The following is a 20581-nucleotide window of genomic DNA, read 5'->3' on the forward strand; positions in this document are numbered from 1 at the left end:
ATTATTTATTTTTCATTTTGTTAGGTGTTGAGTGGGGTGCGGTAGCTATGCAGGATATATTGTACAAAAAGCGCGGCCGCTGGTAAGTTGTACAGTTGAGAAAAAAGGCCATATTAACTGCCGTAAATGATTGAGATGTAGATTATTTGTCAGGCAATTAATGTGCTATAAATGAACCTTATCCACCTCTTTTGTGGCCAAACCCCTAACCCCAGGAATCGCATGCTCACCACCATCATTTACCGCAGTCATATCTGCGAGGACGTTCCAGTGAAAGCGCTGGAAGTCATGGTTGCTGCTGCAAATAGTAAAAACCAGCAATCCAATATCACGGGGATCCTGCTGTTCAATGGCACACATTTTTTTCAGCTGCTTGAAGGGCCAGTGGAACACGTTTCTGCCATCTATGAGCAGATTTGCAACGACCCTCGCCACCACAACGTAGTGGAGCTGATGCGCGATCACGGACCTGTCCGTCGTTTTGGCAACGTGGGCATGGAGCTTTTTGATTTACGCCACTTCGACAGGGACGAGGTGCTGCAAGAGGTGCTCAACAGGGGGACGACGCGCTATCAGCTGACGTACAACGACCGCCCGCTGCAGTTTTTCCGCACCTTTGTCGAGGCCACGGAAAAAGCGAACTATTTTGAACTGCCTCCTGCGGATTCCTGGGAATTCGTGCGCGAAGAGACGCGCTTGTCCGCACAGCCCGAGGTGGTCGCGAAAGGGGCGGATTGCAGCTTCGCGTTCCAGCCGATAGTCGATCCGTTTATGCAGCAGGTCGTCTCCTGGGAGGCGCTTCTCCGCACGCCTGACGGCGGCGCGCCGGGAGTTTACTTCGCCAGTCTGCCGCGTGACGACGTGTATGCCTCGGATTTACAAAGCAAGCAGGTTGCGCTCTCCATGGCCAGCGCGCTGGGGCTCCAGGACCAGACGTTATCCCTTAACCTGCTGCCGATGACGCTGGTCAACATTCCCAACGCCGTGGATTTCCTGCTCACCGCCATTGAAGCAAATGGGTTTGTACCCGAGCAAATTGTGGTGGAGTTTACCGAGAGCGAAGCCATTTCCCGATTCGATGAATTCACGGATTCGGTCAGGCAGTTAAAAAGCGCGGGCATCAGCGTGACGATCGATCACTTTGGTGCCGGATTTGCCGGGTTGCAGCTGCTGGCTCAGTTTCAGCCGGACAGAATTAAGATTAATCGCGATCTGGTCGCAAACGTGCACAAAAGTGGTCCCCGACAGGCCATTATCCAGGCGATTATCAAATGCTGTGCCTCGCTTGAGATCCAGTTCTGCGCGGTGGGGGTAGAGAAGGCTGAAGAGTGGATGTGGCTGGAGTCAGCGGGAATATCCCAGTTCCAGGGGCATCTTTTTGCCAGCCCGCGACACGGCGGTATTCCCGCGATTGCGTGGCCGGAGAAAAAGTTCGAATTCTGATAAAGCTGTACACAATCCGGCAGAGTTAACTGTACGAACGGCAAATTTTATACAACAATGTATTAACAGGTGGATGGAAAAGAACCCCGTTCATCGGTTCAAAATGCGGTCTTAGTTATACAAATAGTGTGTACAATCTGATAAGGTTGGTGCAGTTAGGTATGGAAGTTCTGAGCGTGAGGGAGTTAATGGCCTATTACAGTATCGGCGAAGTGGCCGAACGATGCGGTATCAACCCCGTTACGCTGCGTGCCTGGCAGCGCCGTTATGGATTGTTGAAGCCGCAGCGCAGCGAAGGGGGCCATCGTCAGTTTGACGATGAAGATATCCTGCGTATCGAAGAGATCAAACGCCTGATGAAAAGCGGCGTCTCGGTCGGAAAAGTCAAAGCCTTGCTGGAAAACAAAGAAGTTTTGACGCAGGGCAACTGGGTTTCATTCCAGGAAGAGATGATGACCGTTCTGCGTTACGCCAGCCCGGCAAAGCTGCGTGCCAAAATTGGCGAGTTCCGCCGCGATCACGCGATAGACGCGCTGATAGACAATATTATCTCTCCCGTCCGTCAGCGCATGAACCAGGACCAAAATACCGTGCGTCATATGGCGAGCCTGTTAGACGGAGTTCTGATTGAATTCGCGATTGCAAGCCTGGCGGAGTCCCGTAAGAAAGCCGGTAAAGACGCACTGTTGATTGGCTGGGAATGCGATGACCGCACCCACCTGTGGCTGGAAGCTGCGCGCCTGGCGCAGAAGGGCTGGCACATTGACGTCCTGGCGGAACCCATCGATTCGCCGCGTCCTGAACTGTTCCCCGGGCAAAAAATCTTCGTCTGGACGGGGAAATCCCCAACGCCTCGCCAGCAGGAACAGCTCGACCACTGGCGTGAACAGGGATTTGCTGTCGCATTTCATCATTGAGTATTAAGAGGCCTTAAGGGCCTTTTTTGTTTTTGGCATTTTCTGTGCAAAATCTATCTCAAAAATAGGCATTTCCGATGCATATTTTACTTTTCTTCTCTTCGTTATGAATGCCGCGACGAAATGCATTATTAATCAATGCATTGAACAAATACATCCATCCTGACTGCATCCTCTCACAGGGTCTATGCTTAATAAAACCAGGCAAAAAGGGCGCTTTAGCCTAATGCCCCTGCTGACAGAGGGTTGAAGTGATAATCGTTATCACTAACATGGTGTTATGCCCTGATGGCTTATCAGATGAGGTGGACCTATGGAACTGCATTCAGAAACCTTTAATCCTGCCGATTTCGCCTGGCGCGGCTTAACGCTCACGCCAGCGGCGGCGGCACATATTCACGAGCTGGTGGCGAAAAAGCCCGAGATCCTCGGCGTGCGCCTGGGTGTCAAACAGACCGGCTGCGCAGGTTTCGGCTACGTGCTCGATACCGTCACCGAACCCGAGAAAGATGACCTGGTGTTCGAGACGGACGGCGCGAAACTGTACGTCGCGCTGCAGGCCATGCCGTTTATTGACGGCACCGAAGTGGACTACGTCCGCGAAGGCTTAAACCAGTTATTCAAATTTCATAACCCGAAAGCCCAGAACGAATGCGGCTGCGGCGAAAGCTTTGGGGTATAGGCGGTACTATGTCTCGTAATACTGAAGCAACGAGTGATGTAAATACCTGGAGCGGTGGGCACCTCAACTATAAAGAGGGGTTCTTCACCCAGCTGCAGACCGATGAGCTGGCGAAAGGCATTAACGAAGATGTCGTGCGGGCGATCTCGGCGAAACGTAACGAGCCGGAGTGGATGCTGGAGTTCCGCCTGAGCGCCTTCCGCGCCTGGCTGGAGATGGAAGAGCCGCACTGGCTGAAAGCGCACTATGACAAGCTGAACTATCAGGATTACAGCTACTATTCTGCGCCCTCCTGCGGCAGCTGTGACGATACCTGCGCCTCGCAGCCCGGCGCGGTACAGCAAACTGGCGCTGAAAACAGCTTCCTCAGCAAAGAGGTGGAAGAGGCCTTTAACCAGCTTGGCGTGCCCGTTCGCGAAGGGAAAGAGGTGGCGGTGGACGCCATTTTCGACTCCGTCTCGGTGGCCACCACCTACCGCGAGAAGCTGGCAGAGCAGGGGATCATTTTCTGCTCCTTCGGCGAAGCGATTCAAGATCATCCGGAACTGGTGAAAAAGTACATCGGGACCGTAGTGCCTTCAAACGATAACTTCTTTGCGGCTCTTAACGCGGCGGTGGCCTCGGACGGTACCTTTATTTACGTACCGAAAGGCGTGCGCTGTCCGATGGAGCTATCCACCTATTTCCGTATTAATGCCGAAAAAACCGGCCAGTTCGAACGCACCATTCTGGTCGCGGATGAAGGCAGCTACGTCAGCTACATCGAAGGGTGCTCCGCCCCAGTCCGCGACAGCTATCAGCTGCACGCGGCGGTGGTGGAGGTCATTATTCATAAAGACGCCGAGGTGAAATACTCCACGGTGCAAAACTGGTTCCCGGGCGACGGCAATACCGGCGGTATCCTGAACTTCGTCACCAAGCGCGCGCTGTGCGAAGGCGAAAACAGCAAGATGTCGTGGACTCAGTCTGAAACCGGCTCGGCCATCACCTGGAAATACCCGAGCTGCATTCTGCGCGGGGATAACTCCATCGGTGAGTTTTACTCCGTGGCGCTGACCAGCGGCCACCAGCAGGCCGATACCGGCACCAAGATGATCCACATAGGTAAAAACACCAGGTCGACCATTATCTCGAAAGGCATTTCCGCCGGGCACAGTCAGAACAGCTATCGCGGGCTGGTGAAAATCATGCCGACGGCCACCAATGCGCGAAACTTTACCCAGTGTGATTCGATGCTGATCGGCGCAGACTGCGGGGCGCATACCTTCCCGTACGTTGAGTGCCGCAATAATACGGCCCAGCTTGAGCACGAGGCGACGACGTCGCGGATTGGGGAAGATCAGCTCTTCTATTGCCTGCAGCGCGGGATCAGCGAAGAAGATGCCATCTCGATGATCGTTAACGGCTTCTGTAAGGACGTGTTCTCTGAACTGCCGCTGGAATTTGCCGTTGAAGCCCAGAAACTCCTCGCCATTAGTCTTGAACACAGCGTCGGTTAAGGAAAGCACATGTTAAGCATTAAAGATTTACAGGTTAGCGTAGAAGACAAAGCCATCCTGCGTGGCCTCAATTTTGACGTTAAGCCGGGTGAAGTTCACGCCATCATGGGGCCAAACGGTTCCGGTAAAAGTACGCTTTCTGCGACGCTGGCGGGGCGCGAAGATTACGAGGTAACCCACGGCTCGGTGGAGTTTAACGGCAAAGATCTGCTGGAGATGTCACCGGAAGACCGTGCGGGAGAGGGCATCTTTATGGCCTTCCAATACCCGGTTGAAATTCCGGGCGTCAGCAACCAGTTCTTCCTGCAAACCGCGCTCAACGCGGTGCGAAAATACCGGGGGCTGGAGGCGCTCGACCGCTTCGACTTCCAGGATTTAATGGAAGAGAAAATCAAGCTGCTGAAAATGCCGGAAGATTTGCTCACCCGCTCGGTGAACGTCGGTTTTTCCGGGGGCGAGAAAAAGCGTAATGACATTCTGCAGATGGCCGTTCTGGAGCCCGAGCTGTGCATTCTGGATGAGACCGACTCCGGTCTGGATATCGACGCCCTGAAGATTGTCGCTGACGGAGTTAACTCCCTGCGCGACGGCAAGCGTTCATTCATTATCGTCACCCACTACCAGCGCATTCTGGACTACATCAAGCCGGATTACGTCCATGTGCTTTACCAGGGGCGTATTGTGAAATCCGGAGATTTCACGCTGGTTAAACAACTGGAGGAGCAGGGTTATGGCTGGCTTACCGAACAGCAGTAATGCGCTCCAGCAGTGGCACCGGCTGTTTGAAGCCCAGGGCGGCACGCGCTCTGAGCAGGCGCAGCAGCATCTGCAGCAGATGCTGCGTCTCGGCCTGCCGACGCGTAAGCATGAGAACTGGAAATATACCCCGCTTGATGGCCTGCTGAACGCCGAGTTTGTGACCCGTCTGGCGGATCTCACCCCGGCGCAGCGTGATGCGCTGGCCGTAAACGTGGATGCCGTGCGCCTGGTTTTTGTCGACGGTGAGTTCCGTCCGGAGCTGAGCGACGCCCTTCAGGGGAGCGGATTTGATATTGTGATAAACGACGATCGCCAGCCCCTGAGCGCCCCGGTTCAGCCTGAGGTTTTCCTGCACCTGACCGAGAGCCTGGCCCGCAGCGTGACGCATATCGGCGTGAAGCGTAACCAGCGTCCGGCAAAGCCGCTGCTGCTGATGCACATCACCCAGGGGCTGGACGGCGACGAAATCAACACCGCGCACTATCGCCATCATCTTGAGCTGGCGGAGGGGGCTGAGGCCACGGTGATTGAACATTACGTCAGCCTTAACGAGACGCGCCACTTTACCGGCTCGCGTTTGACGATGAACGTGGCCGCCAATGCCCAGCTTCACCACGTCAAGCTGGCGTTCGAGAACCCGCAGAGCCACCACTTTGCCCATAACGACATTTTACTTGGGCAAGATGCCGCAGCCTACAGCCATAGCTTCCTGCTCGGCGGGTCGGTGCTGCGCCACAACACCAGCACGCAGCTTAACGGTGAAAACACCACGCTGCGCATCAACAGCCTGGCGATGCCGGTTAAATCAGAGGTGTGCGACACGCGCACCTGGCTGGAGCACAACAAGGGCTACTGCAACAGCCGCCAGCTGCACAAAACCATCGTGAGTGACAGAGGTCGCGCGGTGTTTAACGGCCTGATTAACGTGGCGCAGCACGCCATTAAAACCGACGGGCAGATGACCAACAACAATCTGCTGTTAGGGCGCCTGGCGGAGGTGGACACCAAACCGCAGCTGGAGATCTACGCCGACGACGTGAAGTGCAGCCACGGTGCAACGGTCGGGCGCATCGACGACGAGCAGATGTTCTACCTGCGTTCCCGCGGCATCGACCAGCAGGCGGCGCAGAAAATGATTATCTATGCGTTTGCCGCCGAACTGACGGAAGCGCTGAACGATGGTCAGTTGAAACAGCAGGTGCTGGCGCGTATCGGTCAGCGTCTGCCTGGAGGCGAAGCATGAGTTTTCCCGTCGAGAAAGTGCGGGCAGATTTTCCGGTTCTGACCCGTGAAGTGAACGGTCTTCCTCTGGCCTATCTGGACAGCGCGGCCAGCGCGCAGAAGCCGAACCCAGTCGTGGATGCGGAAGCCGAGTTTTATCGCCACGGCTACGCCGCCGTGCATCGCGGTATTCATACCCTGAGCGCCGAGGCGACCCAGCGTATGGAAAACGTGCGCACGCAAATTGCCGCCTTCCTCAATGCAAAATCGCCTGAGGAGCTGGTCTTCGTGCGCGGAACCACCGAAGGAATCAACCTTGTCGCCAACAGCTGGGGCAACGCGCAGGTCCACGCGGGGGATAACATTATTATCACCCAGATGGAGCACCACGCCAATATCGTGCCGTGGCAGATGCTCTGCGAGCGCGTTGGCGCGCAATTGCGGGTCATTCCGCTGAACGTTGACGGGACGCTGCAGCTCGAGCAGCTCGACGCATTGCTGGATGACCGCACGCGGCTGGTGGCGGTCACCCAGGTCTCTAACGTGCTCGGGACTGAAAACCCGGTGGCAGAGATTGTCGAAAAAGCCCATCAGGCCGGCGCGAAGGTGCTGATTGACGGCGCCCAGGCGGTAATGCACCACGCGGTTGACGTTCAGGCGCTGGACTGCGATTTCTACGTCTTCTCAGGCCACAAGCTCTATGGGCCGACCGGGATCGGCGTGCTCTACGTGAAGGAAGACATTCTGCAGGCGATGCCGCCGTGGGAAGGGGGCGGCTCGATGATCGCCACCGTCAGCCTGACCGAAGGCACGACCTACGCGCGCGCGCCGTGGCGTTTTGAGGCGGGTACGCCCAACACCGGCGGGATTATCGGGCTGGGGGCGGCGGTTTCCTACGTCTCCGCAATCGGCCTTGATAGCATTCAGGAGTACGAACAGCTGCTGATGCACTATGCGCTTGCCGAGCTTGCCAGCGTGCCGGATCTGACCCTCTACGGGCCTGCCGACCGGCAAGGGGTGATCGCGTTTAATCTCGGGAAACATCACGCCTATGACGTGGGCAGTTTCCTCGATAACTACGGCGTGGCAGTCCGTACCGGGCACCACTGCGCCATGCCGCTGATGGCGTTTTACCAGGTGCCGGCAATGTGCCGCGCGTCGCTGGTGATGTACAACACAACGGAAGAGGTCGACAGGCTGGCGGCGGGGCTTAAGCGCATTCACCAGCTGCTGGGCTAACGGAGAGGCAAAAGATGGCAGAACTGCCGGACAGAGACAAATTGCTGCGCAACTTTGGGCGTTGCGCAAACTGGGAAGAGAAGTACCTTTATATCATCGAGCTGGGGCAGCGTTTGCCGCCGCTCGGTGAAGAGGCGCATAACCCGGAAAACAGTATTCAGGGCTGTCAGAGCCAGGTGTGGATTGTGATGGAACAGTCTGACGACGGCACGATAGCACTGCACGGCGACAGCGATGCGGCCATTGTAAAAGGGCTTATTGCGGTCGTCTTTATTCTTTACCACCGGATGTCGGCGCAGGATATTGTCGCGTTTGATGTCCGCCCGTGGTTTGAAAAAATGGCCCTGACCCAACACCTCACCCCGTCTCGTTCCCAGGGACTGGAAGCGATGATTCGCGCGATCCGCGCCAAAGCTGCAATCCTTAGCTAGACTTACAGAACAGCATTCATTCTGTTTCGCGAGGTGGTTCCCGCCTCGCTGGTTTTTCAGCTTTCTGGCGTCCTGCCAGTGAATAAGGAATCTCAGCATGAAGCGCGCGTCTCTAATAACTCTATTACTCCTCAGTTCGCTCGGCGCACTTAATTCGGCCCGCGCGATGGACTATCCGTTGCCGCCCGCAGGCAGTCGCCTGATTGGGCAGAATCAAACCTACACGATACAGGAAGGGGATAATAAGCTGCAGACCATCGCCCGTCGGTTTAATACCGCGGCGCAGGTGATCCTGGAAACAAACAATACCATTGCGCCAGTAAACCCTGCGCCGGGAACCGTCATTACCATTCCGTCGCAGATGCTGCTGCCGGACACGCCGCGCGAGGGGATTGTGGTGAACCTCGCAGAGCTGCGGCTCTACTACTTCCCGCCGGGAGAAAATATCGTTCAGGTCTTCCCGCTCGGCATCGGACAGCTGGGGCTGGAAACACCGGTCACGACCACGCGGGTAAGCCAGAAAATCCCGAATCCCACCTGGACACCCACGCCGGGCATTAGAGCCCGCTCTCTGGAGCAGGGAATTAAATTACCTCCGGTGGTACCTGCCGGGCCAAACAACCCGCTGGGGCGCTTTGCACTGCGTTTAGGCGTGGGCAACGGGGAATATCTCATCCACGGCACCAGCGCGCCGGACAGCGTGGGCCTGCGGGTCAGCTCCGGCTGTATGCGGATGAACGCCCCGGATATCAAAGCGCTGTTCGAACAGGTGCGGGTTGGCACGCGGGTACAGATTATTAATGAACCCGTGAAGTTCTCCGTGGAGCCGGACGGTAAACGCTATATTGAGGTCCATCGCCCGCTGGCGCAGGTTGAGGGGGAAAATCCGCAGGTCTCGCCCATTACCCACTCCGCCGACTTTGCGACTTTTGTTTCACAGGCGGGAAGCGATAAGGCGCTGATTGAGAAAGCCCTGGCACGTCGTGCGGGCATCCCGGTTATCGTGTCGTCAGGGAGCGGTCCTTCAGCCAGCAATAGCGTATTGTCGGTGCAGAACAGCCGGGTGTCTGCTGCGGTAGCGGAAGATGAAGGGGAGAAGGTGACGCAGTAGCCGTTTGACTCAGGCAAAAAAAATGGCGCACAATGTGCGCCATTTTATTAACAGGTACTATTACTTACGGTATTTAGTAGCCTGGTTGTCCAGACGCTGGTTAGCGCGAGCTGCGTCGTCTTTAGCAGCCTGAACGTCGGAACGCATTGCGTTCACGTCGTTGCTCAGCTGGTCAACTTTAGCGTTCAGAGTCTGAACGTCAGAAGACAGCTGATCGATTTTAGCGTTGCTGGAGCAACCAGCCAGCAGAGTAGAACCCAGGATTACCGCGCCCAGTACCAGTTTAGTACGATTCATTATTAATACCCTCTAGATTGAGTTAATCTCCATGTAGCGTTACAAGTATTACACAAAGTTTTTTGGGTTGAGAATATTTTTTTGATGGGAATACACCTATTTTTGATCGTTCGCTCAAAGAAGCATCGAATCAGCCCTTTTTGAGCAAAAATCTAAGGAAAAAAAGGCATTTATCATCGGATTCATCTTAGATAATTCGCAATTAAATAGAGAAACCCGATTTGCAATTTGAATGACTTTGGCTAATGCCAGGAATAAAAAAAGCGCCCGGAGGGCGCTTTTTATCAAAATTAATTCGTTCGGGAATTATTACAGCACGTGAACAGATGCGGTATTGGTGGTTCCGCTTGGTACCAGCGCGCCAGAAACCATGACCACAACGTCACCTTTCTGTGCCAGACCACGATCCACCAGCTCCAGAGCTACTTCTTTACCCAGACGGTAGAAATCATCCGTAGACGCGATCTCTTTCACCAGGTGAGGGATCACGCCTTTGCTCAGCACCAGCTGACGAGCCGTGGTTTCGTTGGTAGTCAGCGCCAGGATAGTTGCATCCGGGAAGTATTTACGCACCGCGCGAGCTGATTTACCGCCCTGGGTGGCAACCACGATCAGTGGTGCTTCCAGTTTCTCAGCCGTTTCTACTGCACCGCGGCAAACCGCTTCGGTGATGCGCAGCTTGCGGCTGTCGTTGTTGTAGTCCAGACGGCTTTTCATTACGCGGTCGGTACGTTCGCAGATGGTAGCCATGATGGTCACTGCTTCCAGCGGGTATTTACCCTTCGCGGATTCGCCAGACAGCATAACGGCATCAGTACCGTCGAGGATGGCGTTAGCCACGTCGCCTGCTTCTGCACGGGTTGGGCGTGGGTTTTTGATCATGGAGTCCAGCATCTGTGTTGCGGTGATAACCACTTTGCGCGCACGAACGCATTTCTCGATCATCATCTTCTGCGCGAAGATCACTTCTTCAACCGGGATTTCAACGCCCAGGTCGCCACGTGCAACCATGATGCCGTCAGACGCTTCGAGGATTTCGTCGAAGTTGTTCAGGCCTTCCTGGTTTTCAATTTTGGAGATAATCTGGATCTTCTCGCCGCCGTGCGCTTTCAGGTGCTCACGAATTTCAACCACGTCTGAGCGCTTACGGATGAAGGAGGCCGCAACAAAGTCAACGCCTTGTTCGCAACCGAAGATCAGGTCCTGTTTGTCTTTTTCAGCCAGCGCAGGCAGTGCGATAGAAACGCCCGGCAGGTTAACGCCTTTGTTTTCGCCCAGGTCGCCGTTGTTCAGCACTTTACAGATAACCTTGTTGCCTTCGATAGCGGTGACTTCCATACCGATCAGACCATCGTCTACCAGCACGGTGTTACCGACGGACAGGTCGTTGGTGAAGCCTTCATAGGTCACTGCAACGATTTCGCTGTTGCCGACAACGGATTTGTCAGTGGTGAAGGTGAAGGTCTGGCCCGCTTTCAGAGAGACGTCGTTACCGCCTTCCAGTTTGATGGTACGGATTTCTGGACCTTTGGTGTCCAGCAGGATGGCAGCTTTTTTACCGGTCTTGCTCATCACGTTGCGCAAGTTCTGGATACGCTGACCGTGTTCTGCGTAATCACCGTGGGAGAAGTTCAGACGCATCACGTTCATGCCGGCGTCCAGCATTTTGGTCAGCATCTCTTCAGATTCGGTTTTCGGGCCGATAGTACAAACAATTTTCGTCTTTTTCATGACAGTCTTAGTCTTTAAGTTGGGAAGGATATGGAAATCTCGCTCCGGGGGCGCACCGCCGCGGAGTCAAACCTGTGTTGCAAAAGAGTATATGACACGCACTAAGGATAGGAGACATCAAATGAGCGTGCAGAAGAAAGTGTGCCTGAGTGACAGCCCAACTAAGGAGGGGAGAAGTTGTACGTTGTTTTTTGTATTCCAAGCGCTGAAACCATTCACCAGGGATTAGGCGCGCATTATACGCTGATTTTAAGATAAAAGGAAAATGGAAACGGTGTTTCAGAAATAATCTGTGCAGTTTCACATAATATTGTTATCAAGGCGTTAAGCCATGATGACAACTTATGGCGGCAGGTGATTGACCTGCCGCGTTTTGCTTATTTTTGCAGCGCCTGGCTGAGGTCGGCAATCAGGTCTTTGGGATCTTCAATCCCGACCGACAGACGGATCAGCTGCGGCACAATGCCGTTTGCCAGGCGTTGCTCCAGCGGAATCGAGGCGTGCGTCATGCTGTAAGGCTGGCTCACCAGACTTTCCACACCGCCGAGGCTTTCCGCGAGGGTGAACAGTTTCAGGTTGCGAATCACCTCGGTGGCGCGTTGCGCATCCCCTTTTACCACGACGGAAATCATCCCACCGGGCAGGGCCATCTGCGTGCGGGCAAGCTGATATTGCGGATGCGATTCCAGGCCGGGATAGAAAACCTTTTCGACCAGAGGATGCTGATCCAGCCATTGCGCAATCGTAAGCGCGTTGGTGCTGTGCTTTTCTACCCTCAACGCAAGCGTGCGAATACCGCGCAGGGTCAGGAAGCTGCTGAACGGATCAAGTACGCCGCCCACCGCGTTTTGCAGATAGCCCAGCTTATCCGCCAGTTCCCTGTTGTCCCCGACAATCGCCAGCCCGGCCACCACGTCAGAGTGGCCGTTCAGGTATTTGGTGGCGGAGTGCACCACGATATCGAAACCCGACTCCAGCGGACGGTGGATCACCGGCGACGCGAAGGTGTTGTCCGCCACGCTGATGACGTTATGACGGCGGGCGATCGCCGCAATGGCCGCCAGATCCGCCAGCTTCAGCAGCGGATTGGTTGGCGTTTCGACCCACACCATACGCGTATCCGGGCGGATGGCGTCCTCAAGACCGGCTAAGTCGTCCGGTTTAACCCAGCTGACCTGCAGGCCGGTGCTGCGCTTGCGCACGTTTTCGATCAGGCGGTACGTCCCACCGTAAACGTCATCAATGGCGACGATATGGCTGTCTTTGTCCAGCAGTTCGAGCACCGTGGAGATGGCCGCCAGACCGGAGGCGAAGGCGTAGCCGCGCGTGCCGCCTTCCAGTTCGGCGATGGCGGTTTCCAGCGCATGGCGTGTAGGGTTGCCGCTGCGGGAATATTCATAGCCGGTATGCTCGCCGGGTGACGGTTGCGCAAACGTCGAGGTGGCGTAAATCGGCGGCATGACGGCGCCGTGCTGGTCGTTGAACTCGCCGCTGTGTACGCTCAGGGTAGCCAGGTTTTTCATCATCGATTCCTTTATTGCTGAAGACGGTTGCGCCAGGCGGTCAGAACGTCGCTGCGCGTAATCAGACCGAGAAAACGGTCGTTGTCATTAATCACTGCCACCAGACCGCGGTCGAAGATGGCGTTCAGGGCGCTTTCCGGGGCGTGTTTATCAAGGAACTCCACCTGGCGCGTCATGGCTGCCGTCACCGGAAGCGCGAAGCGGTCGCCGTCGCCGCCGATATGCCGCAGAAGATCCCACTCGTCGATAATGCCCACCACCTTGCCGTTCTCCAGCACCGGCAGCTGGGAGATGTCATACAGGCGCATGCGTGCCAGTACGGTGGAAAGCGTGTCGTCCGGGACCGCGGTGACGGTGGCGCCTTCATCGTGACGCAGGGCGATGTAGTCGGAGAGGTCGCCGGCCTGAGGACGCGTGATGAGCCCCTGCTGTCGCATCCAGTCGTCGTTAAACATCTTCGAGAGATACTTATTGCCGCTGTCGCAGGCGAAGGTCACCACGCGTTTCGGCGCGGTCTGCGCCTGGCAATACTTCAGCGCGGCCGCCAGCAGCGTGCCGCTGGAGGAGCCCGCCAGAATGCCTTCCGTTTTCAGCAGATCGCGCGCGGTGGTGAAGGCCTCTCGGTCGGTGATGCGCCAGGCGCGATTCACCCCTTCAATGTGGGCCAGCGGCGGAATAAAGTCTTCGCCAATACCTTCAACCAGCCAGGAGCCCGCGTCGTGGTAGCGTCCGGTTTCCACCTGGTCGGCCAGAACGGATCCGGCCGGGTCTGCCAGGACAAATTCAGTATGCGGAGAGTGCTCGGCGAACCACGCCTGCAGGCCGCCCAGCGTGCCGCCTGAGCCGACGCCCACGACGATGGCGTCGATCCGGCCGTCAAGCTGTTCATACAGTTCCGGCGCCGTGGTTGTGCGGTGCGCCAGCGGGTTGGCCTCGTTATTGAACTGGTCGATGTAAAACGCGCCGGGCAGCTCGTTGGCCAGGCGCTGGGCGTAATCCTGGTAGTAGGCAGGGTGGCCCTTGTTGACGTCGGAGCGGGTCAGCACCACCTGGGCACCCAGCGCGCGCAGGTGGAAAATCTTCTCGCGGCTCATTTTGTCCGGCACCACCAGGATCAGCGAGTAGCCTTTCTGGGCGGCAATCAGGGCCAGGCCGAGACCGGTATTCCCCGCCGTCGCCTCAATAATCGTGCCGCCCGGCTGCAGCTGGCCGGTACGCTCCGCTTCGTTAATCATCGACAGCGCAACGCGATCCTTAATAGAGCCGCCCGGATTCTGGTTTTCCAGCTTCAGGAACAGCGAGCAGGGGCCGGTATCAAGCTTGTGCAGCTGGATAAGCGGGGTACGGCCAATCAGTTCGGTGACGGAGTGATAAATCGTCATGATGTTTTCCTTTCTGGATGTCATGACGGGATGATAGGGCGGTGAAATTTTCTCAATAAAGAACCATTCACTGCCGTTTAGAACAGAAAGGAATATAAATGCCATTTCTGGATGGCAGGACAGCAAGACGTAAAGTTGTCTGGATGTGAGGATGGCTATATCGGGATAAAATGCTGCAAAAATGACCGTTTTTTGCGCCCGTCCGCCAGCAGATATGCATCCGGCAGATAATCATTGCTGAAATTGGTCTAAATGCTTCCCACCCGGTAAATCCGCTGTTTATTTCGGAAAGTTATAACACATTCTTTTTTGTTCATTTAAAAGCTGGTAACGGCTGTTTACTATCGTTTGGACATCCATACTGCTAAACCGCCACGGGCGGCACGGATAACGAATAAGAATGATTGTACTGAGCAATATTTCGAAGGTTTTTGACAACGGAAAGGTGGCACTCACAGCCGTTGATAACGTCAATTTGACGATAGCACAGGGACAGATATACGGGATCATTGGTTACAGCGGCGCAGGTAAAAGCACGCTTATCCGCCTGCTCAACGGGCTGGAAAAACCGAGCAGCGGCAGCGTAACCATCAACGGGCAGAACATTTCTGCCGCAAAAGGTGAAGCGCTGCGCCAGGCGCGTCTGAAGATCAGCATGGTGTTTCAGCACTTTAACCTGCTGTGGTCGCGCACGGTCAGCGAGAATATTGCGTTCTCGATGCAAATTGCCGGCGTACCGAAAGCCGAAATTAAGGCCCGCGTGGCCGAGCTTATTGAACTCGTTGGCCTGAAAGGCCGCGAGCATGCCTATCCGTCGCAGCTGAGCGGTGGTCAAAAGCAGCGCGTGGGTATTGCGCGTGCGCTGGCTAATCGCCCGGATGTGCTGCTCTGCGATGAAGCCACCTCCGCGCTTGACCCGCAGACCACCGATCAGATCCTCGATCTGCTGCTGGATATTAACCGCCGCTTTAAGCTGACCATCGTGCTGATCACGCACGAGATGCACGTGGTGCGCAAAATCTGCGACCGCGTGGCGGTAATGGAGAACGGTAAGGTGGTGGAAGAGGGAGACGTGCTGAGCGTCTTTACCCATCCGCAGCAGCCGATTACGCAGCAGTTTGTGCGTCAGGTGAGCCAGTACGCTGAAGAAGAAACGTTCAATACCGAACTGGCAAACGATCTGGAAGGGACGGTCATCAGGCTGACCTTTACCGGGCACAGCACGCATAAGCCGATTGTGGGCGAACTGACGCTGCGCTACGGCCTGCCGTTTAACATCCTGCACGGAAAAATGACCCAAACCGCTCACGGCGTGTTTGGTCAACTCTGGGTGCACGTCGTGGCATCTGACGAACAACTGAACAATATCCTCGCCGACCTGCAGCACAGCGATATTGAAGGCGAGGTGATTAAACATGGCTGAGAATCTCTTTCCGCATCTCAAGTGGGATCAGCTCTGGGCGGCGACGCTTGAGACGCTGTACATGACCGCGCTGTCCGGCGTGGCGACCTTTGTGCTGGGCATCGTGCTGGGTCTGGCGCTGTTTTTAACCGCGCGCGGCGGTCTGTTCCATAACCGCACGGTTTACAGCGTGATTTCGATTGTGGTGAACGTGTTCCGCTCTATTCCGTTCATCATTTTGATTGTCCTGCTGATCCCGTTCACCAAGACCGTCGTCGGCACCATTCTTGGCGCCAACGCGGCGCTGCCGGCGCTGATTGTGGGCGCGGCACCGTTCTACGCACGCCTGGTGGAGATCGCCCTGCGTGAAGTGGATAAAGGCGTCATCGAAGCAACGCGCTCGATGGGCGCACGACTGAGCACGTTAGTGTTTCGGGTTTTACTGCCGGAATCATCACCCGCACTGGTATCAGGTATTACGGTGACGCTGATTGCGCTGGTGAGCTACAGCGCAATGGCGGGGGTGATTGGCGCCGGTGGTTTGGGAAATCTGGCTTATCTGGAAGGATTCCAGCGCAACCATGGTGACGTCACGCTGGTGGCAACGGTGACCATTCTGATCATCGTTTTCATTATCCAGTTCTGCGGCGATGTCATTACTTCACTGTTAGACAAAAGATAATCTCTAATAACACACAGGAACCACATCATGAAAAAGACACTGACACTGATCGCCGCCGCAACTCTGAGCGCCCTGAGCTTCGCCTCCTGGGCCGACACCCTGACCGTGGGCGCATCCAACACGCCGCACGCCGAAATTCTGGAGCAGGCAAAGCCAATTCTGGCGAAGCAGGGTATCGACCTGGAGATCAAACCGTTCCAGGACTACATTCTGCCGAACACCGCGCTGGCGGGTCATGACATCGACGCGAACTATTTCCAGCACATTCCTTACCTGAACAGCGTGCTGAAGGATCATGCGGGCGATAAAGACTACGATTTCGTCAGTGCGGGCGCGATCCACATTGAGCCAATCGGCATCTACTCCAAAAAATACAAGTCGCTGAAAGACTTGCCTGAAGGTGGCAAGATCATCATGCGTGATGCGGTTTCTGAAGAGGGGCGTATTCTCTCCATCTTCGAGAAAGAGGGCGTGATCAAGCTGAAGCCGGGCATCGATAAAGTGACCGCGCGCATCAGCGACATCGTTGAGAACCCGAAAAAGCTGAAGTTCACGCCGAACGTGGAAGCCTCTCTGCTGCCGCAGATGTACAACAACAACGAAGGCGATGCGGTAGTGATCAACGCCAACTACGCGATTGACGCGGGTCTGGATCCGGTTCACGACCCGATTGCGGTAGAGAGCGGTGAAAACAACCCGTACGCCAACATCATTACCGTGCATCGCGGTGACGAGAAGAAGAAAGACATCGTTGCGCTGGTGAACGTGCTGCACTCGAAAGAGATTCAGGATTGGATCCGCACCAAGTACAAAGGCGCGGTCATCCCAGTAAACAACTAATTTACTGATTTTACAGATGAAGCCCGGCGAGTCTCTCGCCGGGCTTCTTTTTTGTATCCGGCTGGAGAATCATTTAAGCTCAACGTTTAACAGGCAATGGAGTGATGACGATGGGTAACGTGACCAAAGATGAAGCGCTGTATCAGGAGATGTGCCGGGTGGTCGGGAAGGTCGTGCTTGAGATGCGTGATTTAGGGCAGGAGCCAAAGCATATTGTCATTGCCGGAGTCCTGCGTACCGCGCTGGCGAACCAGCGCGTTAAACGCAGTGAATTGACAACCGAAGCGATGGAAACGGTGGTTAAAGCGCTGGCCGGGTAATGCGCCAGCGTTTCGCAAGCTGCTCGAGCGAGCAGCAGAGCAGGTAGTAGACCACGCCCGTAAAGATAAAAATGGCCGCCGGGTAGATTTGCACCCGGTTGTTGACCTGTCCCGCCACCGTGGTCAGCTCCGGTACGTTCACGATAAACGCCAGCGACGTATCCTTCAGCAGGCTAATAAAAATCCCCACCAGCGACGGCAGAATATTCCTCAGCGCCTGCGGCAGAAGCACGCGCCACAGGGTTTGCCGCGTGCTGAATCCCTGTGACAGCGCGGCCTCGTACTGCCCGGTCGGCAGCGCGCTCAGCCCGGCCAGCACCGAGTGCATCACGGTGGCCGCCGTAAACCAGGCCAGCGCCAGCGTGACGGTCAGCGCCCCGGGCAGATCGCCCCCGGTCATGAGCGGCAGGAGATACCACATCCAGAAAATCACGAAGATGAGCGGGATCCCGCGAATCAGCTCTGCCCATAAAAAGAGGACCTTTCGCACGAGCCCGGTAAAGCGCCAGGCCAGGCACGCGAGCAGTATCCCTCCGGGCAGAGCGATAACCGCAGCGCCTGCTGCCATCATTAACGAAAGCAGTACGCCTCCCGGTTCACCGGCTGCCGCGCGTCCCCACAGCAGATAATCGAGGTTATCGCTGATGACATTAAGTCCGGCAATCATGTTTTTCACTCCCTGTGGTGGCGACGCCTGGGCGTTTACGTTTCGCCTGCGGCCCAAGGCGGACCAGCACCATTCCCATGACCAGACCGGTCAGCAGATAGAGAGCGGTACCGAGGGTAAATGCCTCCAGCGCGTGCGCGTTAAAGCTTTCGATTTGCCTGACCTGGTAGGTGAGCTCGGCGAAGCCAATCCCGCTGGCGAGCGAGGAGAGCTTCATGAGGTTGAGATACTGGCCCACAACGGGCTGCCAGGCGTTAGCCAGGCCCTGCGGCAGAAGGATGAAGCGAAACAAGCGCCACGTGGAGAATCCCTGGGCGAGCGCCGCCTCCCGCTGCCCGGCGGGCACGGAACGCAATCCTGCTTCCACCTCTTCGATTAAAAACGCCGAGGTAAAAACGCCCAGCCCCCAGGCAGAGCATAAAAATTCGGGCGTAAACCACCAGACGTCGCCGGGCAGAATCGACCAGCTGTGATCGGCGTTGACCGCGTCACGAAACGCCTGCGGCAGCCCGTTCCAGGCGGCAAAATACCAGAACAGTAGCTGCACCAGCAGCGGGGTATTGCGAAAGAGTGATACCCAGCCGCTGACGATCGCTTTCCCGACGTGTCCCCCGGAAAGGCGCAGGAGCATAAAGAGCAGTGCGAGCAGGCTGGCCAGCACGATCCCCGCCAGCGTCACCCACAGGGTGGTGAGGAATCCGGAGAGTATCCACTGCAGAGGCTGTCCGGTCAGTACCCCCTGCCAGTCGAGCGCGGGCATTACAGATGCTCCTGATGCAGCGGGTTGAGCACCTTTTGCAGGAACCGCTGCGCGCGCGGATGCGACGGCTGGCTGAAAAACTGTGCCGGCGGCGCGGTTTCCAGAATTTGCCCGCCGTCGATAAAGACAATCCGGTCGGCAATTTCCCGGGCAAACTGCATCTCGTGGGTCACCACGATCATCGTGATCCCGCTGTGGGCGAGGGCTTTCATCACGTACAGCACTTCACCAATCATCTCCGGATCCAGCGCGGAGGTGGGTTCATCGAACAGAATGATTTGCGGTGAAGAGGCCAGGGCGCGGGCAATCGCGACGCGCTGCTGCTGTCCACCGGAAAGTTCTGCCGGGAAATGGTGGGCTTTTTCCAGCATCCCGACCTTCTCCAGCAGGGCCAGCGCGCGCTCCCGTGCGGGCTGCGGCTTCCAGCCGTGAACGTGCTCCAGCGCCAGGGTAATGTTCTGGCTGGCAGTGAGGTGGGCGTAAAGATTGAACTGCTGGAACACAAACCCCACGCGGCTTCGCAGCTGGCGCAGCCCGGTACCGGAGAGCTTTCCGGTAGGCTTGTTGTCGACCAGAATCTCTCCGCCGCTCAGGGTTTCAAGCTGGTTGATGAGACGAATCAGGGTGGATTTACCGGAACCCGACGGGCCGAGGATGGCGACCACTTCACCGGGCGTGATGGTGAGGTTAATGTCGTTTAAAACCTGATGGTCACCGTAGCGTTTGTCCACGTGACGAAACTCGACGCTGGCCTGTTCCAGATGTGAAAAATCCGCGGCACCGGCCGCGGAGTGTGAAAATAAACCTGAGAGCATAATTATCTGGCTTCTATTTTAAAGGCGCGAGGCTGTGGGGAAGGCGTGTTTGGGCCAAACCAGACATCGTAGATTTTTGCTGCCTGACCGGTCTTCTCGAGGTTAACCAGCTCGTCGTTAACGGCCTTCAGCAGCGCCGTTTCGCCTTTTTTCACCCCAACGCCAATCTCTTCTTTGCTGAGCAGGTCGGGCAGGATTTTAAAGTTCGCTTTATCCGGCGCCTGCGCCAGCAGACCGGCCAGAATGGTGCTGTCCTGGGTGATGGCCTGTACGTTACCGTTGCGCAGTGCCGTCAGCGCCAGCGGAATATCGTCATAAGAGAGCACGCGTGACTGCGGGAAACGCTGGTGCAGCGCCTGCTCGCCTGTTGTGCCTTTGACTGCGCCAATGCGCGCCCGGCTATAGTCATCAAGCTTGTCCGGTGATTTAGCCGGCACGAGGAACTGCTGGCCGGTGACAAAGTAAGGCGTCGAGAAGTCAATCACCTGCGCGCGTTCCGGGGTGATGGTGATATCCGCCACGATCAGATCGGCTTTACCGGACTGCAGCAGCGGAATACGGTTAGCCGGATTGGTGGCAACCAGTTCAAGCTTCACGCCGAGCGATTTTGCCAGCGCTTTGGCGAAGTCCACGTCGTAACCCACGATCTCATGCGTTTTGGCATCAATCGAGCCAAACGGCGGGTTGGCATCAAACGTGGCCACTTTCACCACCCCTGCTGCCTTAATATCCGCCAGCCGATCGGCCTGCGCCTGCGCTGAAAGCAGGCCCCAGGCTGCCACTACGCCCAGAGCCAGCGTCCGTTTTTTAAACCCTTTCATTTTTGCTGCCATAGTCATTCGCCATCCCGTTGTTTTTGT

At 56.2% G+C, this 20581-nt stretch carries 21 protein-coding genes; 13 read left to right on the forward strand and 8 right to left on the reverse strand.

What is annotated here, in order from left to right; all coding sequences use genetic code 11:
* Nucleotides 1-222: 222 nt before the first annotated feature.
* The 9 genes from INF68_RS05930 to INF68_RS05970 all read left to right on the forward strand — a co-directional run bounded on the left by INF68_RS05930 (nucleotide 223) and on the right by INF68_RS05970 (nucleotide 9302).
* Nucleotides 223-1443, forward strand: a complete 1221-nt coding sequence (locus tag INF68_RS05930; RefSeq protein ID WP_023311325.1) for a diguanylate phosphodiesterase — start codon at nucleotides 223-225, stop codon at nucleotides 1441-1443.
* A 188-nt stretch (nucleotides 1444-1631) separates the two neighbouring features.
* Entirely contained in the window at nucleotides 1632-2360 is a 729-nt protein-coding gene (locus tag INF68_RS05935; protein ID WP_023311326.1) for a MerR family transcriptional regulator, read from the forward strand.
* Between the two features lie 313 nt (nucleotides 2361-2673).
* Nucleotides 2674-3042 carry a Fe-S cluster assembly scaffold SufA gene (gene sufA, locus INF68_RS05940; RefSeq protein ID WP_008500631.1) on the forward strand — a complete coding sequence of 123 codons (369 nt, stop codon included), beginning with the start codon at nucleotides 2674-2676 and terminating at the stop codon, nucleotides 3040-3042.
* Between the two features lie 8 nt (nucleotides 3043-3050).
* The gene (sufB, locus tag INF68_RS05945) at nucleotides 3051-4541 is read left to right on the forward strand and encodes a Fe-S cluster assembly protein SufB (protein ID WP_126786159.1); all 1491 of its coding nucleotides are present in this window, start codon (nucleotides 3051-3053) and stop codon (nucleotides 4539-4541) included.
* Between the two features lie 9 nt (nucleotides 4542-4550).
* The gene (gene sufC / locus INF68_RS05950; RefSeq protein WP_014831592.1) at nucleotides 4551-5297 is read left to right on the forward strand and encodes a Fe-S cluster assembly ATPase SufC; all 747 of its coding nucleotides are present in this window, start codon (nucleotides 4551-4553) and stop codon (nucleotides 5295-5297) included.
* Nucleotides 5272-6543: a Fe-S cluster assembly protein SufD gene (gene sufD, locus INF68_RS05955; RefSeq protein WP_126786158.1), complete on the forward strand. Its 1272-nt coding sequence runs from the start codon at nucleotides 5272-5274 to the stop codon at nucleotides 6541-6543. Before sufC ends, sufD begins: the two co-directional genes overlap by 26 nt.
* On the forward strand, nucleotides 6540-7760 hold the full coding sequence (gene sufS / locus INF68_RS05960) for a cysteine desulfurase SufS (RefSeq protein ID WP_126786157.1): 1221 nt from the start codon (nucleotides 6540-6542) through the stop codon (nucleotides 7758-7760). The genes sufD and sufS overlap by 4 nt, the downstream gene beginning before the upstream one ends.
* A 14-nt stretch (nucleotides 7761-7774) precedes the next feature.
* Nucleotides 7775-8191: a cysteine desulfuration protein SufE gene (gene sufE, locus INF68_RS05965; RefSeq protein WP_023311331.1), complete on the forward strand. Its 417-nt coding sequence runs from the start codon at nucleotides 7775-7777 to the stop codon at nucleotides 8189-8191.
* Between the two features lie 97 nt (nucleotides 8192-8288).
* Entirely contained in the window at nucleotides 8289-9302 is a 1014-nt protein-coding gene (locus INF68_RS05970) for a L,D-transpeptidase family protein (RefSeq protein WP_126786156.1), read from the forward strand.
* Nucleotides 9303-9362: 60 nt separating this feature from the next.
* On the opposite strand, the gene lpp is transcribed toward INF68_RS05970, so the two are convergent.
* The 4 genes from lpp to INF68_RS05990 form a co-directional block, all read right to left on the reverse strand.
* Nucleotides 9363-9599, reverse strand: a complete 237-nt coding sequence (lpp, locus tag INF68_RS05975) for a murein lipoprotein Lpp (RefSeq protein WP_001082307.1) — start codon at nucleotides 9597-9599, stop codon at nucleotides 9363-9365.
* 309 nt (nucleotides 9600-9908) lie between these two features.
* On the reverse strand, nucleotides 9909-11330 hold the full coding sequence (gene pykF, locus INF68_RS05980) for a pyruvate kinase PykF (RefSeq protein ID WP_023311333.1): 1422 nt from the start codon (nucleotides 11328-11330) through the stop codon (nucleotides 9909-9911).
* A gap of 377 nt (nucleotides 11331-11707) precedes the next feature.
* Nucleotides 11708-12853 (reverse strand): PLP-dependent aspartate aminotransferase family protein, encoded by a 1146-nt coding sequence (locus tag INF68_RS05985; protein WP_126786230.1) that lies wholly within the window; start codon nucleotides 12851-12853, stop codon nucleotides 11708-11710.
* An 11-nt stretch (nucleotides 12854-12864) separates the two neighbouring features.
* Entirely contained in the window at nucleotides 12865-14235 is a 1371-nt protein-coding gene (locus INF68_RS05990; RefSeq protein WP_126786155.1) for a cystathionine beta-synthase, read from the reverse strand.
* Nucleotides 14236-14635: 400 nt separating this feature from the next.
* Here INF68_RS05990 and INF68_RS05995 point away from each other — a divergent pair, with 400 nt between their 5' ends.
* The 4 genes from INF68_RS05995 (at nucleotide 14636) to fumD (ending at nucleotide 17479) form a co-directional block, all read left to right on the forward strand.
* On the forward strand, nucleotides 14636-15658 hold the full coding sequence (locus INF68_RS05995; protein ID WP_045910313.1) for a methionine ABC transporter ATP-binding protein: 1023 nt from the start codon (nucleotides 14636-14638) through the stop codon (nucleotides 15656-15658).
* A complete protein-coding gene (locus INF68_RS06000) occupies nucleotides 15651-16319 on the forward strand; it encodes a methionine ABC transporter permease (RefSeq protein ID WP_008500617.1) in 669 nt (222 codons plus the stop codon). Before INF68_RS05995 ends, INF68_RS06000 begins: the two co-directional genes overlap by 8 nt.
* A gap of 27 nt (nucleotides 16320-16346) precedes the next feature.
* Nucleotides 16347-17159, forward strand: coding sequence for a MetQ/NlpA family ABC transporter substrate-binding protein (locus INF68_RS06005; RefSeq protein WP_008500616.1), 813 nt, complete (start codon nucleotides 16347-16349; stop codon nucleotides 17157-17159).
* A gap of 110 nt (nucleotides 17160-17269) precedes the next feature.
* A complete protein-coding gene (gene fumD, locus INF68_RS06010) occupies nucleotides 17270-17479 on the forward strand; it encodes a fumarate hydratase FumD (protein ID WP_008500615.1) in 210 nt (69 codons plus the stop codon).
* Here the strand turns inward: fumD and INF68_RS06015 are convergent.
* Genes INF68_RS06015 through INF68_RS06030 form a run of 4 tightly spaced genes read right to left on the reverse strand, consistent with a single transcriptional unit; the run spans nucleotide 17460 to nucleotide 20554 of the window.
* A complete protein-coding gene (locus INF68_RS06015; protein ID WP_126786154.1) occupies nucleotides 17460-18146 on the reverse strand; it encodes an amino acid ABC transporter permease in 687 nt (228 codons plus the stop codon). The genes fumD and INF68_RS06015 overlap by 20 nt on opposite strands.
* Nucleotides 18130-18906 carry an amino acid ABC transporter permease gene (locus tag INF68_RS06020; RefSeq protein ID WP_126786153.1) on the reverse strand — a complete coding sequence of 259 codons (777 nt, stop codon included), beginning with the start codon at nucleotides 18904-18906 and terminating at the stop codon, nucleotides 18130-18132. The genes INF68_RS06015 and INF68_RS06020 overlap by 17 nt, the downstream gene beginning before the upstream one ends.
* Nucleotides 18906-19721: an amino acid ABC transporter ATP-binding protein gene (locus INF68_RS06025; RefSeq protein WP_126786152.1), complete on the reverse strand. Its 816-nt coding sequence runs from the start codon at nucleotides 19719-19721 to the stop codon at nucleotides 18906-18908. The genes INF68_RS06020 and INF68_RS06025 overlap by 1 nt, the downstream gene beginning before the upstream one ends.
* Before the next feature lie 2 nt (nucleotides 19722-19723).
* Nucleotides 19724-20554 carry an ABC transporter substrate-binding protein gene (locus INF68_RS06030; RefSeq protein ID WP_109844383.1) on the reverse strand — a complete coding sequence of 277 codons (831 nt, stop codon included), beginning with the start codon at nucleotides 20552-20554 and terminating at the stop codon, nucleotides 19724-19726.
* Nucleotides 20555-20581 lie beyond the last annotated feature (27 nt).

The sequence above is a fragment of the Enterobacter cloacae complex sp. P16RS2 genome (assembly GCF_014982155.1).
Classification (GTDB): Bacteria; Pseudomonadota; Gammaproteobacteria; order Enterobacterales; family Enterobacteriaceae; genus Enterobacter; species Enterobacter cloacae_M.